General features: G+C 33.8%; 17 protein-coding genes. 16 read left to right on the top strand and 1 reads right to left on the bottom strand.

What is annotated here, in order from left to right:
- The 11 genes from OIU83_RS12815 to OIU83_RS12765 form a co-directional block, all read left to right on the top strand.
- The coding region (locus tag OIU83_RS12815; RefSeq protein WP_264206650.1) for a T9SS type B sorting domain-containing protein at nucleotides 1–1898 on the top strand (1898 nt) is incomplete at its 5' end.
- 63 nt (nucleotides 1899–1961) lie between these two features.
- On the top strand, nucleotides 1962–2867 hold the full coding sequence (locus OIU83_RS12810; protein ID WP_264206649.1) for a PorP/SprF family type IX secretion system membrane protein: 906 nt from the start codon (nucleotides 1962–1964) through the stop codon (nucleotides 2865–2867).
- A gap of 12 nt (nucleotides 2868–2879) precedes the next feature.
- A complete protein-coding gene (locus OIU83_RS12805; RefSeq protein WP_264206648.1) occupies nucleotides 2880–4820 on the top strand; it encodes an OmpA family protein in 1941 nt (646 codons plus the stop codon).
- Between the two features lie 258 nt (nucleotides 4821–5078).
- Nucleotides 5079–5504 carry a CBS domain-containing protein gene (locus OIU83_RS12800; protein WP_264206647.1) on the top strand — a complete coding sequence of 142 codons (426 nt, stop codon included), beginning with the start codon at nucleotides 5079–5081 and terminating at the stop codon, nucleotides 5502–5504.
- A gap of 158 nt (nucleotides 5505–5662) precedes the next feature.
- Nucleotides 5663–7954, top strand: coding sequence for an NADP-dependent malic enzyme (locus tag OIU83_RS12795; protein ID WP_264206646.1), 2292 nt, complete (start codon nucleotides 5663–5665; stop codon nucleotides 7952–7954).
- A 78-nt stretch (nucleotides 7955–8032) separates the two neighbouring features.
- Entirely contained in the window at nucleotides 8033–8614 is a 582-nt protein-coding gene (gene ruvA, locus OIU83_RS12790; RefSeq protein WP_264206645.1) for a Holliday junction branch migration protein RuvA, read from the top strand.
- Nucleotides 8615–8639: 25 nt separating this feature from the next.
- Nucleotides 8640–15791: a T9SS outer membrane translocon Sov/SprA gene (gene sov / locus OIU83_RS12785; protein WP_264206644.1), complete on the top strand. Its 7152-nt coding sequence runs from the start codon at nucleotides 8640–8642 to the stop codon at nucleotides 15789–15791.
- Nucleotides 15792–15878: 87 nt separating this feature from the next.
- Nucleotides 15879–16259 carry a glycine cleavage system protein GcvH gene (gene gcvH / locus OIU83_RS12780; RefSeq protein WP_264206643.1) on the top strand — a complete coding sequence of 127 codons (381 nt, stop codon included), beginning with the start codon at nucleotides 15879–15881 and terminating at the stop codon, nucleotides 16257–16259.
- A complete protein-coding gene (locus OIU83_RS12775) occupies nucleotides 16252–16638 on the top strand; it encodes a VanZ family protein (RefSeq protein ID WP_264206642.1) in 387 nt (128 codons plus the stop codon). Before gcvH ends, OIU83_RS12775 begins: the two co-directional genes overlap by 8 nt.
- Before the next feature lie 158 nt (nucleotides 16639–16796).
- Nucleotides 16797–17540: a deoxyribose-phosphate aldolase gene (gene deoC / locus OIU83_RS12770; RefSeq protein ID WP_264206641.1), complete on the top strand. Its 744-nt coding sequence runs from the start codon at nucleotides 16797–16799 to the stop codon at nucleotides 17538–17540.
- Between the two features lie 19 nt (nucleotides 17541–17559).
- Nucleotides 17560–19683: a gliding motility protein RemB gene (locus tag OIU83_RS12765; protein WP_264206654.1), complete on the top strand. Its 2124-nt coding sequence runs from the start codon at nucleotides 17560–17562 to the stop codon at nucleotides 19681–19683.
- Here OIU83_RS12765 and OIU83_RS12760 read toward each other — a convergent pair.
- Nucleotides 19661–19804: a hypothetical protein gene (locus tag OIU83_RS12760; protein WP_264206640.1), complete on the bottom strand. Its 144-nt coding sequence runs from the start codon at nucleotides 19802–19804 to the stop codon at nucleotides 19661–19663. The two genes, OIU83_RS12765 and OIU83_RS12760, sit on opposite strands and share 23 nt — an antisense overlap.
- A gap of 36 nt (nucleotides 19805–19840) precedes the next feature.
- Between OIU83_RS12760 and cyoE the strand changes: the two genes are divergently transcribed.
- The 5 genes from cyoE to OIU83_RS12735 all read left to right on the top strand — a co-directional run bounded on the left by cyoE (nucleotide 19841) and on the right by OIU83_RS12735 (nucleotide 23443).
- Nucleotides 19841–20743, top strand: a complete 903-nt coding sequence (gene cyoE / locus OIU83_RS12755; RefSeq protein WP_264206639.1) for a heme o synthase — start codon at nucleotides 19841–19843, stop codon at nucleotides 20741–20743.
- A gap of 2 nt (nucleotides 20744–20745) precedes the next feature.
- Nucleotides 20746–21333 carry a cytochrome c oxidase subunit 3 gene (locus OIU83_RS12750; RefSeq protein ID WP_264206638.1) on the top strand — a complete coding sequence of 196 codons (588 nt, stop codon included), beginning with the start codon at nucleotides 20746–20748 and terminating at the stop codon, nucleotides 21331–21333.
- Between the two features lie 42 nt (nucleotides 21334–21375).
- Nucleotides 21376–22356: a cytochrome c oxidase subunit 3 gene (locus OIU83_RS12745; protein WP_264206637.1), complete on the top strand. Its 981-nt coding sequence runs from the start codon at nucleotides 21376–21378 to the stop codon at nucleotides 22354–22356.
- Between the two features lie 18 nt (nucleotides 22357–22374).
- Entirely contained in the window at nucleotides 22375–22725 is a 351-nt protein-coding gene (locus OIU83_RS12740; protein WP_264206636.1) for a cytochrome C oxidase subunit IV family protein, read from the top strand.
- Nucleotides 22726–22801: 76 nt separating this feature from the next.
- Nucleotides 22802–23443, top strand: a complete 642-nt coding sequence (locus OIU83_RS12735) for a hypothetical protein (RefSeq protein ID WP_264206635.1) — start codon at nucleotides 22802–22804, stop codon at nucleotides 23441–23443.
- The last annotated feature ends 8 nt before the right edge of the window (nucleotides 23444–23451 follow it).

Here is a 23451-nt window from a genome sequence, read left to right as displayed (position 1 = left end):
GAGGAAGTGGAACAGCAGCGCCAAAAACTACTCCAGCAACTCCGGTTGTAACAGTAACTCAACCAACATGTGCGCTTCCTCTAGGAAGTATTGAACTGAGCGGTTTACCATCAGGAAATTGGACGATAAATCCTGGAAATATTACAGGAAATACACCGACTAAAACTATAACGGGATTAATGCCAGGAAACACTTATAGTTTTACCGTAACGAATGATACAGGATGTACTTCGGTATCATCTACGAATGTTACCATGTGGAATGTTATTTGTGCAAATACAGAAACTACCACTTCTATCAATGGATACACAGGAGGGAAAACAGAAGCATTGACTGCGAATGATAAATTAAGCGGAATTGATGTAGTAATTGGAAATAATTCAGGAGAAGTAATATTAACTCCGGTAAATGTGCCGGCAGGATTAACATTAAACCCTGATGGAACTGTAACAGTAGCACCAAATACTCCTGCAGGGAATTATAATGTAGAATATCGTATTTGTGAAGCCGCAAATCAAGCAAATTGTGCCCAAGTAATAAGTATAGTTCCAGTTATAGCGCCTTCATTAACTATCGATGTTAATAGCTATTGTTCAAATGATGTTCCTTATGTTTCTTATAATGTAAAAGCAGATAATTTCACACCAACAGGGTTACTTACAGTGAGTTGGGTTGATAATACAAACAAAGTTATTACGACGCTAACTAACTTACCTCTTAGCGGTAAATTATTATGGCCAGGAACAACAATAGATGTTAATGGAAATGGTCTTAATTGGCCAGGTTGGCTTTTTGTAAATGGGCAATGGGTAGAAACCAAAGATGGATCTGCATCGATTAAATCTGGAGTTAAAATAATATTCTCATTAGATGCTGATGTATCGAAGAATGTTGACTATCCAACAGGATGTAGAATAAAACCTAGGTTTAATATCGAGGCTGATGATGATGATGTTGTTTTTGCTGATGGCATTAACGGATCGTTAGAGGTGATTAATGTTTTAGAAAATGACAAATTAAATGGAGCTATAATTAAAAATCCAGCAGATGTTATTTTGAAAGGCTTAACAGTTCCATCGGGAATTACATTAAATGCAGATGGTACAGTAGATGTAGCACCAAATACACGTGGAGGGAATTATGTTCTTACTTATCAAATTTGTGAAGCTGCAAATACATCTAATTGTATTACAGCAAAAGTTACAATTTTTGTAGAAGTTCCTTCGATTACCATTATCAAGACAGCCGTGCTTAATGATGAAAATAAAGATAGTTATGCTAATGTAGGAGAGACAATAACATATAGTTTTAAAATCACCAATACAGGAAATACACCTCTTTTAAATGTTATGGTTTCAGATCCTTTGCCGAATCTTATCCTAACAGGAACGCCAATATCTTTAAATGTAAATGAAACGGATGAAAACTCGTTTGAAGGAACGTATGTAATCACTCAAAAAGACATTAATGCAGGGAAGATAAGTAATCTTGCAACCGTATTTGGTACAAGTACAAATGGAATTAAAGTTGATGATCAATCAGAAAATATAAGTAAACTGGATGACAATCCAACCGTTTCTCCAATCGAAGACTGCGTTATAAAAATCTTCAATGCGATGTCACCAAACGGAGACAATAAAAATGAACGCTTCTATATTCAAGGATTAGAATGTTACCCGGACAATACAGTTGAAATCTACAACCGTTGGGGAGTTTTGGTATTCGAACGCGAACATTACAATAACGAAGAACGCGCTTTTAGAGGACTATCCGAAGGCCGTACAACAGTTAAGCAATCTGATGGTCTACCGGTAGGAACGTATTATTATGTTCTAAAATACAAAGGCAGCCAGTCCAAAGCGCATCAGGAAGCAGGATACTTATACATCAGCAAATAATAGTTAAAACAAATTGAAATGGCTTAACCCTAAAAAGCTAAGCCATTATAAAAAGAAAAATAAATGAGAAAATTAGTTTTAGTTTTTATGTTTTTTCCCGCAGTGGGATTTGCACAACAAGATGCGCAGTTCACACAATACATGTACAATACCATCAATATAAACCCTGCTTATGCCGGATCCAGAGGAGCCATGAGCATCTTCGGATTATACCGTACCCAATGGGTAGGACTCGATGGAGCACCCGAAACCAGTAGTTTCTCCCTAAATACACCACTTAATAACAGCAATCTGGGATTAGGAGTTTCATTGGTAAACGATAAAATAGGACCAACAAACGAGAACACCTTTTCAGCCGATTTATCCTATAGCGTTCCAACATCTGAGACCTTTAAGTTATCTTTTGGAATCAAGGCAACAGCCAATTTGTTTAATCTGGATGTAAATAAACTGAATCCCGAACACCAAGGCGATCCACAATTTCAAGACCTGAACAGTAAGTTCTCACCCAATATTGGAGCTGGAGTCTATTGGCATTCCGATAAAGCCTACATCGGATTATCAGTTCCTAATTTTATCGAAACCAACAGATACAGCAATAATGACGTAGCGATATTCAAAGACAAAATAAACTACTATTTAATAGCTGGATATGTATTTGATTTAGATCCCTACATCAAATTCAAACCAGCGGTACTTACCAAAATGGTCGAAGGATCCCCATTACAAGTCGACCTATCGGCAAACTTCATGTTCAATGACAAATTTGTAGCCGGAGTAGCCTACAGATGGAGTGCAGCACTAAGCGCCATGGTAGGATTTCAGGTAAGTGATGGATTATACATAGGATATGGATACGATCGCGAAACAACTCGATTGAACAATTACAATTCCGGTTCACATGAGATTTTCCTGCGATTCGAATTCTTCAATAATTATAGTCGAATAACCTCACCAAGATTCTTCTAAAACCCTCGAAAGATGAAAATTAAACATATAGTTTCCACCGTTTTTTTAATGCTAATTGCATTAAGAGGAAATGCGCAAAGTGCAAGCCAGAACAAAGCCGATAAAGACTATACCAAATATGCTTATATCGATGCCATTGCAACCTATGAAAGAGTAGCCGAAAAAGGATACAAAGACCAAAAAATGTTCCAAAGACTAGGCAACGCCTACTACTTTAATGGCGAACTAACCAAAGCCGCCAAATGGTATGATGCGCTATTTGAAATGAATCCAGAGCAAGAGTCCGAATATTATTATCGCTATGCACAAACCCTAAAAGCTACAGGAAATTATGTCAAAGCAGATAAAACCCTCGAAGCCTTCAATAAAAAAATAAACACCGATAAGAGAGGGATATTATTTGAAAACAATAAAAATTACCTTGAGCAAATAAAAGCCAATTCAGGACGATATGAAATAGCAGATGCTGGAATCAACTCCACCCAAACAGATTACGGAAGCGCCTATTACGACAACAAAATTGTCTTTGCATCTGCAAGAGATACAGGAGGTGTAGCCAAAAAAACATTCAAATGGACCAATAAATCCTTCACCAACCTATACACAGCGGAGATAAAAGCTGATGGAACACTAGGACAGCCAGAAAGATTTGAAAAGAACATCAATTCCAAATTCAATGAATCGACCCCTGTTTTCACAAAAGATGGGAAAACAATGTACTTTACAAGAAATAACTACCTAGAAGGAAAAAGAGGAAGAGACGATCAAAAAATTACCTTGCTAAAACTCTATAAAGCAGAATACATAAAAGACAAATGGAGTAATGTAACCGAATTACCATTTAATAGCAACCAATACAGCACCGCACATCCAGCACTAAGCACCGATGAAAAGAAACTGTATTTTGCATCCGATATGCCAGGAACCGTTGGACAATCGGATTTGTATAGCGTAACAATAAACAGCGACGGAACCTTTGGAAAACCAGAAAATCTAGGAGCAGCAATAAATACCGAAGGAAGAGAAACTTTTCCATTTATATCAGCAGATAACGAACTGTATTTTGCCAGCGACGGACGACCAGGATTAGGCGGACTAGATGTATTTGTTACCAGAATCAACAGCGATGGTACATTTACAGAAGTACAAAACGTAGGAGCACCCATAAACAGCAAACAAGACGACTTTGCATTTATCATCGATAGTAAAGCCCGAAACGGATTCTTCAGCTCCAACAGAGAAGGAGGAAACGGAAACGACGATATCTACAAGTTTATCGAAACAAGAAAACTAAATTGTGAGCAACTATTAAAGGGTATAATAGTTGATTTAGAAACCAATAAAATACTGGACAACGCCAAAGTAACCTTGCTCAATGAACAATTTAAAACAATAGGCGAAGTAACAACTACAGCAGACGGAGCATACAGCTTCAAGGTAGATTGCAACAAAACCTACCATATAAGAGCGGCCAAAGATGATTATGAAACTAAGGAAATTCCAGTTACAATAAAGGGGCAAACTGGCAAAACTACTCAGGAAATTTCATTGGAAAAACGAATCAAACCAATAGGAGTAGGCACAGATTTGGCCAAAACACTTAATATCCCGATTATTTATTTTGATTTGGATAGATCCATCATCCGCAAAGATGCCGCTTTCGAACTAGAGAAAATTTTAGCAGTAATGCAACAATATCCAACGATGAAAATCGATGTACGTTCGCATACCGATAGCCGACAAACAGTCAAATATAACATCGCTTTATCCGACAGGAGAGCCAAGTCGACTATACGATGGTTAATAAAAAACGGCATCGCTGCAAATAGATTAGTAGGAAAAGGATATGGGGAGAGTCAACTGGTAAACAAATGTTCCGATGGTGTACCATGTACCGAAGCGGAACATCAGTTAAACCGCAGAAGTGAATTTATTATAGTTTCAATGGATTAATATTCAGTACATTCAAATAAATTAAATACCATGCACACAGAAATGCCCTTTCTAAAATTTTAGAAAGGGCATTTTTTATGAGATATTGATGGCTTTTTATTTTGAATGATATTAAATAAAGGTATTGCAAAAATGAAAGATGTTCTTTATTTTAAGGGTTTTTATGACAAATCAAATGATTGTTTGCGTTAAAAATAAAATATTATGTTATTTGTAACTTGTTTTTTTCTAAATTTATAGTTCTTAAAAATATCAGATATGACTGTAAATCAAATATTAAGCACGAAAGGAAAAGAAGTTTATTCGGTACTTTCATCGACCACAGTTTACGAAGCCTTAAAAGTAATGGGCGATAAAAACATTGGTGCCATCTTAGTTATAGATGGGGCAGAATTAAAAGGTATATTATCTGAAAGAGATTATGCACGAAAAATTGTTTTGAAAGATAAATCTTCAAAAGAGACTTATGTTCATGAAATCATGGAAAGCAATGTAATTACGGTAAGTTTATCGGATAATTTGGACTCATGTATGGAATTAATGAGTAGTAAAAGAATCAGACACTTGCCTGTTTTAGATAATGACACTGTAGTAGGAATTATTTCTATTAGTGATGTTGTAAAATCAATAATAGAAATTCAAAAAGATACGATCCATCATTTAAACTCTTATATATCACAGTAAAATGATACTGTAAATGAATAGTGAAAAATAGCCTGATTAATTTCAGGTTATTTTTTTTTGATTAAAATCAAAATGATTTTTAAATAAAAGAAGAGTAAAAAGCTTCCTTTTTAAACCAAGACTTATATCTTTGTAAGCTAGAATAAAATCTAAAAACAATGAATAAAGATAGTAAAAGAAGCGAGGCATTATTGTACCATTCAAAGCCTACTCCAGGTAAAATTCAAGTAGTTCCAACCAAAAAATATGCAACCCAAAGAGATTTGTCTTTGGCGTATTCACCAGGTGTTGCGGAGCCGTGTTTAGAAATTGCAAGAGATGTAAACGAAGTATATAAATACACTGCAAAAGGTAATCTTGTTGCTGTAATCACTAATGGAACCGCGGTTTTAGGTTTAGGAGATATTGGTCCTGAAGCATCAAAACCGGTAATGGAAGGGAAAGGATTATTGTTTAAAATATTTTCTGATATTGATGTTTTTGACATTGAAATTGGAACAAAAGATATTGAAGAGTTCATCCAAACAGTAAAGAATATAGCTCCAACATTTGGAGGTATTAATTTAGAAGATATTAAGGCACCAGAGTCTTTCGAAATAGAAAGAAGATTGGTAGAAGAACTTAATATTCCGGTAATGCATGATGATCAACACGGAACTGCAATTATTTCTTCTGCAGCTTTAATAAACGCATTAGAGTTAGCAGACAAAAAAGCCGAAGATGTAAAAATGGTAGTTTCAGGAGCAGGATCTGCTGCTTTGGCTTGTGCCGATTTATATGTTTTATTAGGTGTGAAAATAGAGAACATATTAATGTATAACAGTAAAGGGCTTTTGACAAAAAATAACCCTGCATTGTCTGTTTTACAACAAAAATATGCTAAAGATATTGAGCCAATTGGTCTTGAAGAAGCTTTAAAAGGAGCAGATATCTTCCTAGGATTATCATCTGGAGATATTATGACAGCCGATATGTTACTTGGAATGGCTGATAATCCTATCGTTTTTGCAATGGCAAATCCAGATCCGGAGATCAATTATAACTTAGCCGTTTCAACTCGTAAAGATGTTATTATGGCTACTGGTCGTTCGGATTATCCAAACCAGGTTAACAACGTATTAGGTTTTCCTTATATTTTTAGAGGTGCTTTGGATGTAAGAGCTACCAAAATTAATGAGGCAATGAAAATGGCAGCTGTTAGAGCACTAGCTTCATTGGCAAAAGAATCAGTTCCAGAGCAAGTGAATGTTGCTTATGGAGCTACTAAATTAGGATTCGGAAGAGAATATATAATTCCAAAACCATTTGACCCGAGATTAATTACTGTAGTTGCACCGGCAGTAGCCAAAGCAGCAATGGATTCGGGAGTTGCTTTAAATCCTATAACGGATTGGGAAAAGTATGAAGAAGAACTTTTGGATCGTTTAGGAAATGATAATAAAATGGTTCGTTTGATTACAAACAGAGCAAAAATGGATCCGAAAAGAATCGTTTTTGCCGAAGCAGATCATTTAAATGTATTAAAAGCGGCTCAGATTGTGTATGAAGAAGGTATTGGTTTTCCAATTTTACTTGGAAATAAAGAAATCATTCTAGAGCTTAAAGCTGAATTAGGTTTTGATGCAGATATTGAGATTATTGATCCTAAAACTAAAGATCAGGAAGAAAGAAGAAATCAATTTGCTTCGTCTTATTGGTCAGCAAGAGAAAGACGTGGGATTTCTTTACTAGACGCTCAAAAGTTAATGCGTGAAAGAAACTATTTTGCTGCAATGATGGTTAATGAAGGAGAAGCAGATGCATTAGTAACCGGACATTCGAGAAGTTATCCATCGGTTGTAAAACCAATGTTGCAACTTATAGAAAAAGCACCAGGAGCATCACTTGTAGCTACAGCAAATATGATGATGACAAATCGTGGACCAATGTTCTTATCGGATACTGCGATTAACATAAACCCATCTGCAGATGATTTAGCAAAAATTGCTGTAATGACTGCAAAAACTGCAAAAATGTTTGGTGTAGAACCAGTAATTGCAATGGTTTCTTATTCTAATTTTGGTTCTTCTACAAATCCGGGAGCTTCTAAAGTAAGAGAAGCAGTAGCTTATTTACATAAAAATCACCCTGAGTTAATTATTGATGGAGAAATTCAAGCCGATTTTGCTTTGAATCCGGAAATGCTTCAGGAGAAATTTCCTTTTTCTAAATTAGCAGGAAAGAAAGTAAATACACTTATTTTTCCTAATTTAGAATCGGCAAACATTACTTATAAATTATTGAAAGAGTTGAATAAAGTAGATTCAATAGGTCCAATTATGTTAGGAATGGGGAAACCAGTTCATATTTTTCAATTAGGAGCAAGTGTAGAAGAAATGGTAAATATGGCAGCTATCGCTGTTATTGATGCTCAGGAAAAAGAAATTAAAAAGAATAATTCGGCAAAATAAGGATGTGTAAATAATATAGTTTAAATTGTCGTCTTTTTACTTCAAATTTTACTATATTTGGCGCTTTAACATTATATTATGATTGCACATTTGCAAGGGAAATTAGTAGAAAAAACACCTACCGAAGTTGTTATCGATTGTGGCGGTGTTGGATATCATGTAAATATATCCTTGCATACCTATTCATTAATACCCAAAAGTGATTTTATAAAATTGTATACGCATCTTCAAATAAAAGAAGATGCGCATACATTATTTGGTTTTATAGAAAAATCTGAAAGAGAAATTTTCAGAATGTTATTATCAGTTTCAGGTATAGGAGCTAATATTGCCAGAACAATGTTATCTTCATTAGAGCCTAAACAAATTATTACTGCAATAGCATCAGGAGATGTTGGTGTAATTCAATCAATAAAGGGTATTGGAAACAAAACTGCACAACGTGTAATCCTTGATTTGAAAGAAAAAATTGTTAAATTGTACGATTTAGATGAAGTTTCCATGATTCAGAACAATACAAATCGAGATGAAGCGTTATCTGCTTTAGAAGTTTTGGGATTTGTTAGGAAAGCATCTGAAAAAGTGGTTGAAAAGATTGTAAAAGAAGACCCGGAAGCATCAGTAGAATCAATAATTAAGAAAGCTTTAAAAAGTTTATAATAACGTACATAACAAACACTAATATATGCATAAAATTTGTATTTTTTTGCTGGTTTTATTTTGTGGGTATGTATCTAAAGCACAGGTAAAACAGGAGGCTCAAGATACGACTAAAGCAGGATACTCTGTTGGTAAAATACAAATAAAAGATCCTCAAAGCATACTTTCCGCTTATACTTATGATCCCGTTACAGATCGTTATATCTACACTAATACAGTAAGCGGTTTTTCAATTAACTATCCCATTATTTTAACTCCCAAAGAGTATGAAGATTTAATATTAAAAGAGTCCAGAAGAGATTATTTTAGAAAAAAATCAGATGCTATTGATGGTAAAAAAGAAGGAAGTGAATTAGCCAAGAAAGACTTACTACCAAGATATTATATTAAATCAGGACTTTTCGAATCAATTTTCGGAAGTAATACTATTGACGTAAAACCAACTGGTTCTGTCGAGATAGATTTAGGTGCCCGATATACAAAACAAGACAATCCATCTTTCTCTCCTAGAAACAGATCAAATCTTTCTTTTGATTTTGATCAGCGTATAAGTATGAGCCTACAAGGAAAAGTAGGAACACGATTAAACGTAAATGCAAATTATGATACACAATCTACATTTGCTTTTCAAAATTTAATAAAGTTAGAATATACCCCATCAGAAGACGATATCATTCAAAAAATTGAAGTTGGTAACGTAAGTATGCCGCTTAATAGTTCTTTAATAAGAGGAGCTCAAAGTTTATTTGGAGTAAAAGCACAGTTACAGTTTGGGAAAACTACAATTACAGGTGTTTTTTCCGAACAGAAATCTCAGACCAAAAGTGTAGTAGCCGAAGGTGGAGGAACAGTCCAGAATTTTGACTTATATGCTTTGAACTATGATAATGACAGGCACTTCTTTTTATCTCAATATTTTAGAAATAAATATGATTCTTCTTTAAAGAATTATCCTTTTATAGATAGCCGTGTTCAAATAACAAGGTTAGAAGTTTGGGTTACCAATAAACAAAATCGTGTTAGTACAACAAATAATAATCTAAGAAATATTATTGCACTTCAGGATTTAGGGGAGGGGCAATTTTCGGGGGTTCCAGATAGTCAAATTGTAGTTTTAAATCCTTCGGCAGGTATGTTTCTTAATCCGGCTAATTCGCCTGCGGACAATAGTAATAATAAGTATGACCCAAAATTAATTTCAACAGGGACAGGTTATTTAAATAGTCAGATTCGTGAAATTGTTACTGCAAATCAAGGATTTACTGGTGTTACAGTAAGTGAAGGGCAAGATTATTCGAAATTAGAAAACGCAAGAAAATTAAATGCAAACGAGTATACTTTTAATGCTCAATTAGGATATGTGTCATTACAACAACGGTTGGCAAATGATGAAGTTTTGGCAGTTGCATATCAATATACAATTGGAGACAAAGTGTATCAGGTTGGAGAATTTGGAAATGACGGTGTAGATCCTACTATTGTTACGGGTGATAGTCCATCGAATCAAGCAATTATTACTCAGAGTTTGATTTTGAAAATGCTTAAAAGCAATTTGACTAATGTTAAAAATCCAGTTTGGAATTTGATGATGAAAAATATATATCAAATTCCTGGAGCATATCAAATAAAGCAAGAAGATTTTAGATTCAATATCTTATATACAGACCCGTCTCCCATAAATTACATCACACCGGTAAATGATGCTAATCCATTTCCTCCAAATCCAACACCAGATAATAAAGTAGCCGAAACGCCTTTATTAAAAGTGTTTAATTTGGATAAATTAAACTATAATAATGATCCGCAAACGGGAGGTGATGGTTTTTTTGACTTCTTACCGGGATTAACAATCGATGCTCAAAATGGTAGAATTATATTTACCACCAAAGAGCCTTTTGGGCAATTATTATTTTCTAAATTATCAAATAGTACAAGCGAGGATTATCTTAATACAAGTACTTATAATGCAAATCAAAGTAAGTATGTATTCCGTAATATGTATGCCAATACACAAGCAGGAGCTTTACAGGATAGTGATAAAAATAAATTCTTATTAAGAGGTAAATACAAATCTACAGGTGGAGATGGAATCCCTATTGGAGCTTTTAATGTTCCACAAGGTTCTGTTAAAGTTACTGCGGGAGGACGTATTTTGGTCGAAGGGATTGATTATAGTGTAAATTATCAATTAGGAAGAGTTCAGATTTTAGACCCTTCGCTTCAGGCTTCAAATACTCCTATTGAAATTTCATTAGAAAATAATTCTATTTTCGGACAACAAACCCGAAGATTTATGGGAGTAGATGTGCAGCATAAAATTTCTGAGAATTTTACTGTTGGTGGTACTTTTTTACAAATGACAGAGAAACCATTTACACAAAAATCTAGTTACGGACAGGAATCTGTAAATAATGTGATTTATGGTTTTAATACAAATTTTTCTTCCGAAGTTCCTTTCTTTACCCGATTGGTAAATAAATTACCATTTATGGATACCGATGTTCCTTCTAATATTTCGGTAAGAGCCGAAGTAGCTTTCTTGAAACCAGGAACTCCAAAAGCAGATAATTTTGAAGGAGAATCAACTATTTATGTAGATGATTTTGAAGGATCGCAATCAACAATCGATATGCGATCTGCATATGCCTGGAGTTTGGCATCAACACCAGATGATAATGCTTCAAGTAAATATAATTTTAATGCAAAAGCAAATGATCTAAGTTATGGCTTTAAAAGAGCAAAACTGGCATGGTATACAATAGATCCAATTTTTTATTCTTCTAAGCCATCTGGAATAACGAATGATGATTTGTCATTAAATTCAACAAGAAGAATTTATAGTGAAGAGTTATATCCATTAACAGATATTGCACAAGGACAATCGCAGGTTGTAAATACATTAGATTTAACGTATTATCCGTCTGATCGTGGACCTTATAATAATAATTTGAATTATGCTGCAAACCCAAAAGAGAATTTTGGAGGGATAATGCGAGCGCTGAGTTCAACCGATTTTGAACAAGGAAACGTAGAGTATATTCAGTTTTGGGTATTGGACCCCTATATTGGAGCAGGAGAAACAGATCAATCTAATACAGGTAAAATTTATTTTAACTTAGGGGAGATTTCAGAAGATATTTTAAAAGATGGAAGAAAACAGTATGAAAATGGTTTAGGACCAGGTCAGATTCTTGTGAATCCACAGCCTATGTGGGGAGATGTTCCGGCATCACAATCTTTAATTTATGCATTCGATAATAATACCGCCAACCGAGCAAATCAGGATGTTGGTTTGGATGGGTTGCCAAATTCAAAAGAGGGAGCGATATATAATAATTTTGCTTCTGAGGCAGATCCCGCTGCGGATGATTACAGGTATTATTTAAATGCCACAGGTGGAGTATTGGACCGTTATAAAAATTATAATGGAGTCGAAGGGAATTCTGCTGTAGATATAAATGATGCTAACAGAGCTTCAACAACACTTCCGGATGTTGAGGATATCAATAGGGATAACACCATGAATACCATCAATGCATATTATGAATATAGCGTTGATGTTAGACCAAATATGGCAGTGGGGCAAAATTTTATTACCGATATAAAAAATACTCAGGTAACAATGGCAAATGGTTCAGTTACCGATGCCAGATGGATTCAGTTTAAAATTCCAGTTGCACAACCTCAAAATACTATTGGGAATATATCCGATTTTAGATCAATCCGTTTCATGAGAATGTTTATGACAGGATTTGGTAATAATGTTACCGTTCGTTTTGGAGCATTGGATTTAGTAAGAGGAGAATGGAGAAGATATACAAGTACATTGGATCCAACGGATGTTAATGTAGAAGATGATAATACAACTTTTGATGTTTCGGCAGTAAATATTGAAGAGAACAGCACCAGGTGTCCTGTAAATTATGTATCTCCTCCTGGAGTTGCACGTGAGCAATTGTATAATAATAATACAATTATCAATCAAAATGAGCAAGCATTGGCATTACGAGTTTCCGGAGATGGTTTGCAACCAAAAGACTCTAGAGCTGTATTTAAAAATGTAAGTGTTGATATGCGTCAATACAATAGGTTAAAAATGTTTTTACATGCAGAATCATTGCCAAATGAGACTGTGTTGCAAAACGGTCAAATGGTAGGTTTTATCCGTTTTGGAAATGACTTTACCCAGAATTTCTATCAAATTGAAATTCCTTTAAAAGTAACAATTCCAACATCTACAACAGGAACAAATTGCTCTCCTTTAAGTGCCGAAGTAGTTTGGCCAGAAGATAATAATATTGATTTGGCATTGTCATTATTGACACAAATGAAGATTCAGGCAATGAGCATCGATCCTAATACACTTCCGCTTGACGGGATTTATTATCCGGATGATGATGTGACCAAGTCGGGTGGTGATGGAGATAGTAAATTGAGACTGGGGATTAAAGGAAATCCTAATTTTGGATTGGTTCGAAATTTAATGGTTGGTGTAAAAAATAGCGAAACACATCAGGACATTAAAGGAGAAGTTTGGTTTAACGAATTGCGTTTGGCTGAGATGGATAATAAAGGTGGTATGGCAGCTGTGTTGAATCTGGATACTAATTTTGCCGATTTTGCTACTGTATCTGCCACAGGTAGAAAAAGTACCATCGGATTTGGTTCATTAGAGCAAGGTCCAAATGAAAGAAGCCGTGAAGATATTCAGCAATATAATATTGTTACTAACATGAATTTAGGGAAGTTAATGCCTCATAAATGGGGAATTAATTTACCATTTAATTATGCTGTCGGGGAAGAAACGATAACGCCAGAGTATGATCCGTTTAATCAGGATATTAAACTGCAACAGTTATTGGATGTTACTACTGATGCTGATGCAAAAGCTAATATTAAAAATCGCGCTATTGATTATACAAAGCGTAGAAGTATTAACTTTATTGGAGTTAGAAAAGACAGAGCAGCAGACCAGAAACAACATGTATATGATCCTGAAAATTTCACTTTTTCACAATCCTATAACGAAGTAGAACGTCATGATTATGAAATTGAAAGTTACGTAGATCAACAATCTAGTACAACTGTAAATTATGCTTATAGTTTTCAGCCAAAAACAGTTGAGCCATTTAAGAAAAGTAAATTTTTTAAGAAAAGTGATTATTGGAAATTATTAAGTGATTTTAATTTTAATTATTTACCTTCTAATATATCGTTTAATACAAATATTATAAGACAATATAATCGTCAACAATTTAGACAAGTAGATGTTGAAGGTATTGGATTGGATCCAATGTATAGACGAAATTTTGCGTTCAATTATCAATATGGATTTAATTTTAATCTGACTAAATCGTTGAAATTAAACTATACGGCTTCGTCTAATAATATCGTTAAAAATTATATGAATGCTGATAATGAGCCAATAGAGAGTTTTACTATATGGGATAGTTATTGGGATATTGGTACGCCAAATCAGCATATGCAACAATTGGTATTGAATTATGAAATACCATTATATAAAATTCCGGTATTAGGATTTTTAAAAGCTAATTATTCTTATACAGGAGATTATAGTTGGCAACGTACATCTGAGGCTTTGTCTAAATATGAAGATGCTAGCGGGAATACATATGATTTAGGAAATACAGTTCAAAATGCAAATTCAAATACTTTGACTGCAACAATGAATATGAACACACTTTATAAGTATTTAGGACTTAATAAAGGTGGTGCTAAAGCCCTTCCTAAAGCAAAACCAACAATTCCTAAGCCAGGTGAGAAAGTAGTAAATACAAATCAGCCATTGGTGATAAATAGTGCATTCCATGATGGTTTAATGGGAATGGTGACTAGTATAAAAAACATTCAGGTTAATTATACTGTTAATAGCGGAACTGTTTTGCCTGGATATACACCAAGTGTTGGGTTTTTGGGTTCATCGCGTCCTTCTTTAGGATTTATCTTTGGTAGTCAGGATGATGTTCGTTATGAAGCTGCAAAAAGTGGTTGGTTGACTAATTATCAGGAATTTAATCAGAGTTATTCGCAAGTAACCAATAAAATGTTTAAGGCAACAGCTAATATTGACCTATTGCCGGATTTGAAAATAGATTTGAGTGCAGATCGTGCTTATTCTTCCAATTACTCCGAGCAATATGATGTTGATGAAACGGGACTATATCATTCAAGGTCTCCTTATAGTTATGGTATTTTCTCTATTTCTACTATTTTGATAAAGACATCTTTTTCAACAAGTGATGAGAATTCATCATCGGCATTTGATGATTTTAGATCAAATCGTCTCATAGTTGCTAATCGATTGGCGACACAACAAGGAATTGACATTACTAATCCAGGTAATCTTGATACAGATGGATTTCCTAAAGGATATGGTAAAAATAATCAGGCAGTATTGCTTCCGGCATTCCTTGCCGCATATTCAGGAGGTGATGCGTCAAATGCGTCTTTAGGGCTTTTTAGAAGTTTTCCTCTTCCAAACTGGAGTATAAAATATAATGGATTGATGCGTTACAAATATTTCAAAGACAAGTTTAAGCGTTTTTCATTGCAGCATAATTATAGAGCATCCTATACGATTAATCAATATCGTTCGAATTTTGAATATGATAAAAACCCCGGAGGTTTAGACCCGAGTGGTAACTTTTTTAATGCAACAATCATGTCCAATGTCAATTTAGTGGAACAATTTAGTCCATTAATCCGAATGGATTTTGAATTGAAAAGTTCATTAAAAGTGCTTACGGAAATTAAAAAAGACAGAGCTTTATCAATGAGTTTTGATAATAATTTATTGACCGAAGTTAAAGGAATGGAATATATAGTGGGATTAGGATATCGTATTAAAGATGTGATTTTCTCATCTACACTTGCGGATAGCCCTACAGGAATTATAAAAAGTGATATCAATATAAAAGGAGATTTGTCATATAGAAATAATCAGACTTTGGTGCGTTATTTAGATTATGATAACAATCAACTTGCTGCGGGACAAAATATCTGGTCGGTGAAAATTACGGCTGATTACTCATTTAGTAAAAATCTGACAGCAATTTTCTATTATGATCATTCTTTCTCCAAAGCAGTTATTTCGACTTCGTATCCTTTGACAAATATTCGATCAGGATTTACAATTAGGTATAATTTCGGAAATTAAATTTTCGATTCTAAACAGAATTTGATTAGAAGATTATTACATTTGCCCTATTAAAATTAAATTATCAATTATCAATAAGTATTTATTATGAATATACCAGCAAATTTAAAGTACACAAAAGATCACGAATGGGTTAGTATCGAAGGCGATGTTGCAACAGTAGGAATTACACATTTCGCTCAAAAGGAATTAGGAGATATCGTATATGTTGAAGTGGAAACTTTAGATCAAACACTTGATAAGGATGAGGTTTTTGGAACAGTTGAAGCTGTAAAAACAGTTTCAGATTTATTTTTGCCTTTATCTGGCGAAATTATTGCTTTTAATGACAGTTTGGAAAGTTCTCCAGAAACTGTAAATTCAGATCCTTACGGTGCTGGATGGATGATTAAAATTAGAATTTCAAACACTGCAGAATTAGATTCGTTATTATCTGATGAAGCTTATAAAGGATTAATAGGTGCTTAAACAAATATTTTTTTTATGCTCGGCTTTATTGTGGACTGGGATTATTGTTTTTCTTTGTTTAACTGAGTCAAGTAATATTCCTGCTGTAAATATTCCAAACATAGATAAATTAGTTCATTTTTGTTTTTATTTTGGCTTCACACTTTTATGGTTTTTGTTTTTGAAAAAACAATTTAAAAGTAAAAACAATTACAAACCGTTGCTTGTTTCATTTGTTTTTTCAGTTTTTTTTGGAATTACAATAGAGATTTTACAAAGTGAATATACTTTGACAAGAAGTGCCGACATGATGGATTTTTTAGCAAATTCAATAGGAGCAACATCAGCAATAATTGCTGTGCTTTTATTTAAGAGATTAATCTCTAAAATAGTAAATTAAAAAATCCCACTTCGGTGGGATTTTTTGTTTTTTAGAACTACGGGACAAAGACTATTTTGATGCTTGGTTAAAAGTGGATGTTAATTCTAAGCATATCTCAATATAAAATGTATTTTTGCCTACTACAGGATTTAATACAATCATTTTATTATATACCCATGAATATTAGACAATATTTAGATTCGACATATTTAAAAACTGCGGATCAAGCCGGATTAAGTGAAGCTGAAAACACACATATAGTCGAAAAAGCAATTGAAGAGGCAATAGCCGAACAATTTAAATTGATAATGATTCGTCCCGATAAAGTTAGTTTGGCTAAAAAAAGGATTTCGGATGCTAAGTCTAATCTTTTGATAGGAACAGTAATTGATTTCCCGGAAGGAAAGTCTTCTTTGGAAGAAAAACTTGCCGAGGCAAAATTGGCTATAAATAATGGAGCAGATGACTTGGATTTCGTGTGTAACTATAAGGCTTTTAAAAATGGGGAAATTGATTTAGTAAAAAATGAAATTCTGGAATGTACGCGACTGGGATTGTCAAATAATAAAGTTGTAAAATGGATTATCGAAGTGGCTGCGCTCAATGATAAAGAAATTATACAGTTGTCGGCATTGATTAAAAATATAATTATTCAAAACTTTGAAGAGGAAGATTATAGTTCTGTATTTGTAAAATCATCTACGGGTTTTTATAAAACAGAAAATAATTTACCAAATGGGGCTACGATCTCTACAATAATTATGATGCTGGAAAATGCTTCGCCACTTCCTGTAAAAGCAGCTGGAGGGGTGCGGTCATATGATGAAGCAATTAAGATGGTTGAGTTAGGAGTTAAGCGCATAGGTACTTCGAACGCTAAAGCAATTGCGAATGGAGAAACTTCGGAAAATCAATATTAAATTTACAACCAAAACCATTATGAATAAGGGTTTCTTAACTTTTCTTATAACATTTTACTCATTGCTTGCAGTTTCTCAGGAAACAAATAAATTAACAATTCAACCAGGTTTTACTTCTGAAGAATTTCCAATTTTTCCAAATTGTGAAAATTTAAAAACAAAGGCATTGGAGAGTTGTTTTTATAATGAAACGCAGAATTTTATATATCAAAATTTTAAAATCCCATCAAATCTTAAGCAAAATAATTATAGAGGAGATGTAAAAGTGCTTTTTGAAGTTGATGGAAACGGAGCGTTCAAAGTTATTTATGTTAATGCTAATAATGATGAATTAGTACAAGAGACCAAGCGTGTTTTTGCATTGTTTCCCAAAGTTAAGCCTTCTACATATGATGGGAAACCAACTTATTCTAAATATACTATCGTAATTAATATACCGTTAAAAACCGCTAATCAGATTTCTGAAGAAGCAATAGCGGCGTCTAAAATTATACAACCAGATAAAAAGCCCTTGACAGAGTTAGATAGTATAGTTTATAAAAAGTACACAAATCCTGAGTTTGAAAGTCATTTGAATATTCCTTTTTCTCATAGTTATTATGCGCAATTTGATGGAGCATTAAATAGAGTGGGTACTAATAATCATACAGCTTCAAAACCATATACATATGCAGAGGTTTCGAAATATTATAATCTTAAAGCAGTAAATGAATCGCTTAAAAAGAATGTTTCGAGTTGGTGGGGGCGCAAGCTTTGGAACGAGAGTTTGGTCGAAATCGAAGGCGAAGATTATTGGTTTACATTAAATGCTATTATGGACTTGCAAGTAGGGAAAGATACAAAAAGCGATGTTTCTTATACTTATGTAAATACTCGTGCTCTAAATTTTAGAGGGGGATTGGGTAAAGAGCTTAATTTTACAGCAACCGTTTTTGAAAGCCAGGGAAGATTTGCAGATTATTATAATAATTATGCCGAATCTATAAAGCCGTCTGGAGGGAATCCGGCAATAATTCCGGGTATTGGAATTGCAAAGGATTTTAAAACAAATTCCTATGATTTTCCTTCTGCAGAAGCAAATTTAACATATACACCAAGTAAATTTTTTAATCTTCAATTAGGATACGGAAGAAACTTTATAGGAGATGGATACAGGTCTTTATTAGAGAGTGATGGGGCGAGCCCATATCCGTATTTTAAAATAAATACTACTTTTTGGAAAATTAAATATACCAATACTTATATGTGGCTCAAAGATGTTAGGCCAGATGTAACGGTTGATAAGACATATGCCAGTAAATTTATGGCAAATCATTATTTGAGTTGGAATGTTTCGAATCGATTGAATTTAGGTTTCTTTGAATCGGTAGTGTGGACAGATAGTAATAATAGAGGTTTTGATATGGCATTTGTTAATCCAATTATATTTTACAGATCAGTAGAGTTTACTTCTTCTTCCAGAAGTGGTAATGCTTTATTGGGGCTAACTGGTAAGTACAAATGGAATAACCAGATTAATTTATATGGTCAGTTTCTTTTGGATGAATTCTCGTTTGGAGAAGTTAAAAAAGGAGATAATAGTTGGAAAAATAAATTTGGTTATCAGTTAGGTGCGAAATATTATAATGCTTTTCATGTGCCTAATTTATTAATGCAATTGGAATATAATCATGTACGTCCTTATGTGTATTCTCATAGTGCTGCCATTACAAATTATGGTTCTAATAATCAAAGTATGGGGCATCAATGGGGAGGGAATTTTAGAGAATTTATCGCAATTGCCCGTTATCATAAAGGAAGATATTTTGCTGATGCAAAAATTACAATGGGAACCAGAGGTTTGGACTTTGACACTGCGGAAGATTCATTTAATTATGGCTCAAATATTTATAAAAGCTATGATGCTAACAGGCCTTATGATAGTGAAGTAAAAGTAGGGCAGGGGAATAAGACCTCAGTTTTTATTACAGACCTTCAAGCAGGATATTTGGTTAATCCAGCTACGAATTTAAAATTTTTCGGAAGTTTAGTTTATAGAAATTTTGATCCGACTAAAAATACACCGACTACTTTTAAACAAAGTACAACATGGTTTACTTTAGGATTGAGAGCAGATGTCTTTAATTGGTATTTTGATTATTAGAATATTTAGTAAGATTTTTTGCAGATGATTCCATTTTATGGTGATTTTGAGGGGTGTTTGGTGGTTTCATTTGAAAAAATGTAATTTTAGCATCCTGAATTCTGCAATCTAATTTGTACATTTGCACCAGTTTTAGAAAAACAAAAATAATAACGCATTGAACGCAACACAAAATACACTTTCGCTTAAATCTATTTTTAATGATTTCAAAGAAATCACAAAAGCAGGACTCGCTGTAAGTGTTTTGTTCTCGTCAATAGCCGGTTATTTGCTTGGTTTTGATAGTGAACACCCGTTTCAATGGTCAGTACTTTTGGTTTTGGCAATCGGAGGATATTGTATGGTAGGAGCTTCAAATGCTTTTAACCAAGTTATTGAGAAAGACCTTGATGCTTTAATGGACAGGACAAAGAATCGTCCGGTGCCTTCAGGTCGTATGTCACCCAGAGTGGCTTTAATTGTAGCATGTCTGCTTACAATTATTGGATTAGCTTTACTTTATACAATCAATCCAAAAACAGCAATGTTTGGTGCGATTTCTATATTCTTATATACAAGTGTTTATACGCCTTTAAAAACAGTGACGTCATTGTCGGTTTTTGTAGGTGCTTTTCCTGGAGCTATTCCATTTATGTTGGGATGGGTTGCTGCAACAGGAGATTTTGGTATTGAGGCAGGGACATTGTTTTTAATTCAGTTTTTTTGGCAATTCCCACATTTCTGGGCAATTGGATGGTTCTTGTATGAGGATTATGAAAAAGCAGGTTTTTTTATGTTGCCAACAGGGAAAAAAGATAAAGGAACTGCGTTACAAATTATTTTGTACACAATATGGCTTACTGTAGCTTCGCTTTTACCGGCATTAGGTTACACAGGTAAATTGTATATTACGCCAATAGCAGCAGCTCTAGTGTTCTTATTGGGTCTTTGGATGTTGTTTTATGCAGTTCGTTTGTATAAATTAAGAACTGCCAAAGCTGCACGAACATTAATGTTGGTAAGTGTTTCTTATATTACCTTGTTGCAGTTGATTTATATATTTGATAAATTTTTAAGATAGTTATGGAAATGACAATGACAGCAGATGAAAATAAAGCCAGGAGTGCTAAGTCATCTAAATTGATTTTATTGTTCGCAATGGTTAGTATGACCATGATGTTTGCCGGGCTTACGAGTGCTTTTGTAGTGAGTAAGTCAAGAACCGATTGGTTGAAGGACTTTCAGCTGCCTTCGGCATTTTATTATAGTACTTTGGTGATTATGGGATGTAGTGTTACTTTTTATTTAGCTAAAAAAGCTATTCAAAAAGATAATAGAAAAGCAACAACTAGTTTTCTTTTGACTACTTTAGCACTAGGGATTTTATTTGTGATTTTACAATTCGTAGGTTTTGGACAAATCGTTGCAGATGGGTTTTATTTTACTGGAGAAGGGAGTTCAATAACCACTACTTTTTTATATGTAGTGACGGTTACACACCTGTTTCATTTAGCTGGAGGCGTAATTTCTCTTTTAATTATAATTTATAATCATTTTAAACAAAAATACAATTCGACTCAAACTCTTGGAATAGAACTAGGTGCAATGTACTGGCACTTTCTCGATTTCTTGTGGGTTTATTTATTTTTATTTTTATATTTCTTTAAATAAGAAAAAAACGTAAATTTGGGAACTTTTTAACGAATATCTTTTATGGAAGCGACAGTTACTACTGCAAATAATGAAGAAAAAACTTGGGGAGGCGGCAATGAGCCATTAGGAGCAAGTTATGGTAAAATGATGATGTGGTTTTTTATCGTATCGGATGCCTTAACGTTCTCTGGATTTCTAGCAGCTTATGGTTTTTCTAGATTTAAATTTATCGAAACTTGGCCATTGGCTGATGAAGTGTTTACTCACTTCCCTTTTATGCATGGCGTTTCGGCCCCTATGTATTATGTCGCCTTAATGACATTTATTTTGATTTTTTCATCTGTAACAATGGTTTTGGCTGTTGATGCGGGTCATCAATTGAAAAAGAGCAAAGTTGCAATATACATGTTCTTAACTATTATTGGAGGTTTGATTTTCGTTGGATCACAAGCTTGGGAGTGGAAAAACTTCATCAAAGGAGAATACGGTGCTGTTGAAACAAAAGGAGGTAGTTTACTTCAGTTTGTGGATAAAGACGGTAAACGTGTTGCTCTTGCTGATTTTGCTGTGAAATTGCCAGACGGAAGAGAAGCTTTGACAAGAGATAAAGGGAAATGGTTTATGAGCGATGCAGAAACATTGCCTACATATTCTGTAGCCGAAGTTCAGGCTGGTTTTAAAGCACATCCTGAATTATTAGTAAGAACAGAAGTTTTGACTAAAGAAAAACAAAAAACTATCCTTTCTAGAGAAGAATCTGAATTAAGATTGAGTCAAGCGCACTACGTAGTAGAAGGTGCTAATCTAACTAGAAACGAATACGGAAGTAAATTGTTTGCTGATTTCTTCTTCTTTATTACAGGTTTTCACGGATTTCACGTGTTCTCTGGAGTTATCATCAATATTATTATTTTCTTTAATGTATTGTTAGGTACTTACGAAAAAAGAAAAAGCTACGAGATGGTAGAGAAAGTTGGTTTATACTGGCACTTTGTCGATTTAGTTTGGGTATTTGTATTCACAGTTTTCTACTTAGTTTAATTTTAGATTTATATCATTATGTCACACGAATATGTATCACATACAAAAAGAATCTGGTTTGTTTTTGCACTATTATCAGTTGTAACAACGGTAGAGGTTATCTTGGGTATTTATAAGCCAGGAATATTAGAGTTTAATCATTTTGTAGGTTTAAATTTGTTGAACTGGATATTTTACATCCTAACAATATTTAAAGCTTATTATATAGTATGGGCATTTATGCACATGGAAGGTGAGAAAAGCAGCCTTAGATGGTCTGTAGTTTCTCCTGTTGTTTTCCTAGTTTTATATTTATTGTTTATTCTTTTAACTGAAGGACATTATATTTATGGGGTTTTTAAAGATTCTACTATTAAATGGAATTTTTAACAACATATTAATTCAAAAAAAGGGTACGCATTGCGTACCTTTTTTTATTTTTGTACTTTAATTTTTCCCTTCTGTAATGAAAAAAAAAATAGTCCTTTTTATCCTCTTTGTTTTGCCAATCGTTGCATATCTTTTTTTTGCATCTGGTGTGAACAGTTTCACTAAGCTTCCAGTTATAACTCCTAAAATTGCCGACTTTGGAAACTGGCACTCCTTAAAAGGAGAAAAGGTTAGTTTAGATAATAAAATAACAATATTAGGTTTCTCGGGAACCGAAATTTTGAAGAACCGTGGTAATTATTTTAATCTAAACGAAAAAATTTACCAACGTTATCATGATTTCAAGGATTTACAATTTGTTGTAATTTGTCCATTGGGAACCGAAGAGGAGACTCGTAAAGTTGTAGAAGCATTGGCGGCATTTACTGATGTATCACAATGGCATTTTATTTTTGCATCACCAGCAGAAATTAGCGCATATTATGATCAATTACATTTAGTTGGAAAACTGGATAAAGACTTAGGGACTCCTAATGTTTTTATTGTTGATAAAGAGCGTAATTTAAGAGGGCGAAAAGATAAAGCCGACTATAAAGAAGGGTATAATACTTTTCATCCTGCAGATTTAAGTAATGAAATGCTTGATGACTTTAAAATTATTCTTTATGAATATCGTGCAGCTCTTAAAAAGAATCATAATGCAACCAAAGAACTTTAATTTTTAGT

It is taken from the genome of Flavobacterium shii (genome assembly GCF_025847235.1).
GTDB lineage: Bacteria > Bacteroidota > Bacteroidia > Flavobacteriales > Flavobacteriaceae > Flavobacterium > Flavobacterium shii.
Note: the sequence above shows the minus strand (reverse complement) of the source record. Positions and strands in the feature narration are given on the sequence as shown.

Coding starts and splice junctions, on each gene's coding strand:
- OIU83_RS12740 (WP_264206636.1), top strand. CDS start 22,375: ATGTCACACGAATATGTATCACATACAAAAAGAATCTGGTTTGTTTTT.
- OIU83_RS12745 (WP_264206637.1), top strand. CDS start 21,376: ATGGAAGCGACAGTTACTACTGCAAATAATGAAGAAAAAACTTGGGGA.
- OIU83_RS12735 (WP_264206635.1), top strand. CDS start 22,802: ATGAAAAAAAAAATAGTCCTTTTTATCCTCTTTGTTTTGCCAATCGTT.
- OIU83_RS12760 (WP_264206640.1), bottom strand. CDS start 19,804: ATGTACAAATTAGATTGCAGAATTCAGGATGCTAAAATTACATTTTTT.
- OIU83_RS12765 (WP_264206654.1), top strand. CDS start 17,560: ATGAATAAGGGTTTCTTAACTTTTCTTATAACATTTTACTCATTGCTT.
- sov (WP_264206644.1), top strand. CDS start 8,640: ATGCATAAAATTTGTATTTTTTTGCTGGTTTTATTTTGTGGGTATGTA.
- OIU83_RS12795 (WP_264206646.1), top strand. CDS start 5,663: ATGAATAAAGATAGTAAAAGAAGCGAGGCATTATTGTACCATTCAAAG.
- deoC (WP_264206641.1), top strand. CDS start 16,797: ATGAATATTAGACAATATTTAGATTCGACATATTTAAAAACTGCGGAT.
- OIU83_RS12800 (WP_264206647.1), top strand. CDS start 5,079: ATGACTGTAAATCAAATATTAAGCACGAAAGGAAAAGAAGTTTATTCG.
- gcvH (WP_264206643.1), top strand. CDS start 15,879: ATGAATATACCAGCAAATTTAAAGTACACAAAAGATCACGAATGGGTT.
- OIU83_RS12805 (WP_264206648.1), top strand. CDS start 2,880: ATGAAAATTAAACATATAGTTTCCACCGTTTTTTTAATGCTAATTGCA.
- OIU83_RS12750 (WP_264206638.1), top strand. CDS start 20,746: ATGGAAATGACAATGACAGCAGATGAAAATAAAGCCAGGAGTGCTAAG.
- ruvA (WP_264206645.1), top strand. CDS start 8,033: ATGATTGCACATTTGCAAGGGAAATTAGTAGAAAAAACACCTACCGAA.
- OIU83_RS12810 (WP_264206649.1), top strand. CDS start 1,962: ATGAGAAAATTAGTTTTAGTTTTTATGTTTTTTCCCGCAGTGGGATTT.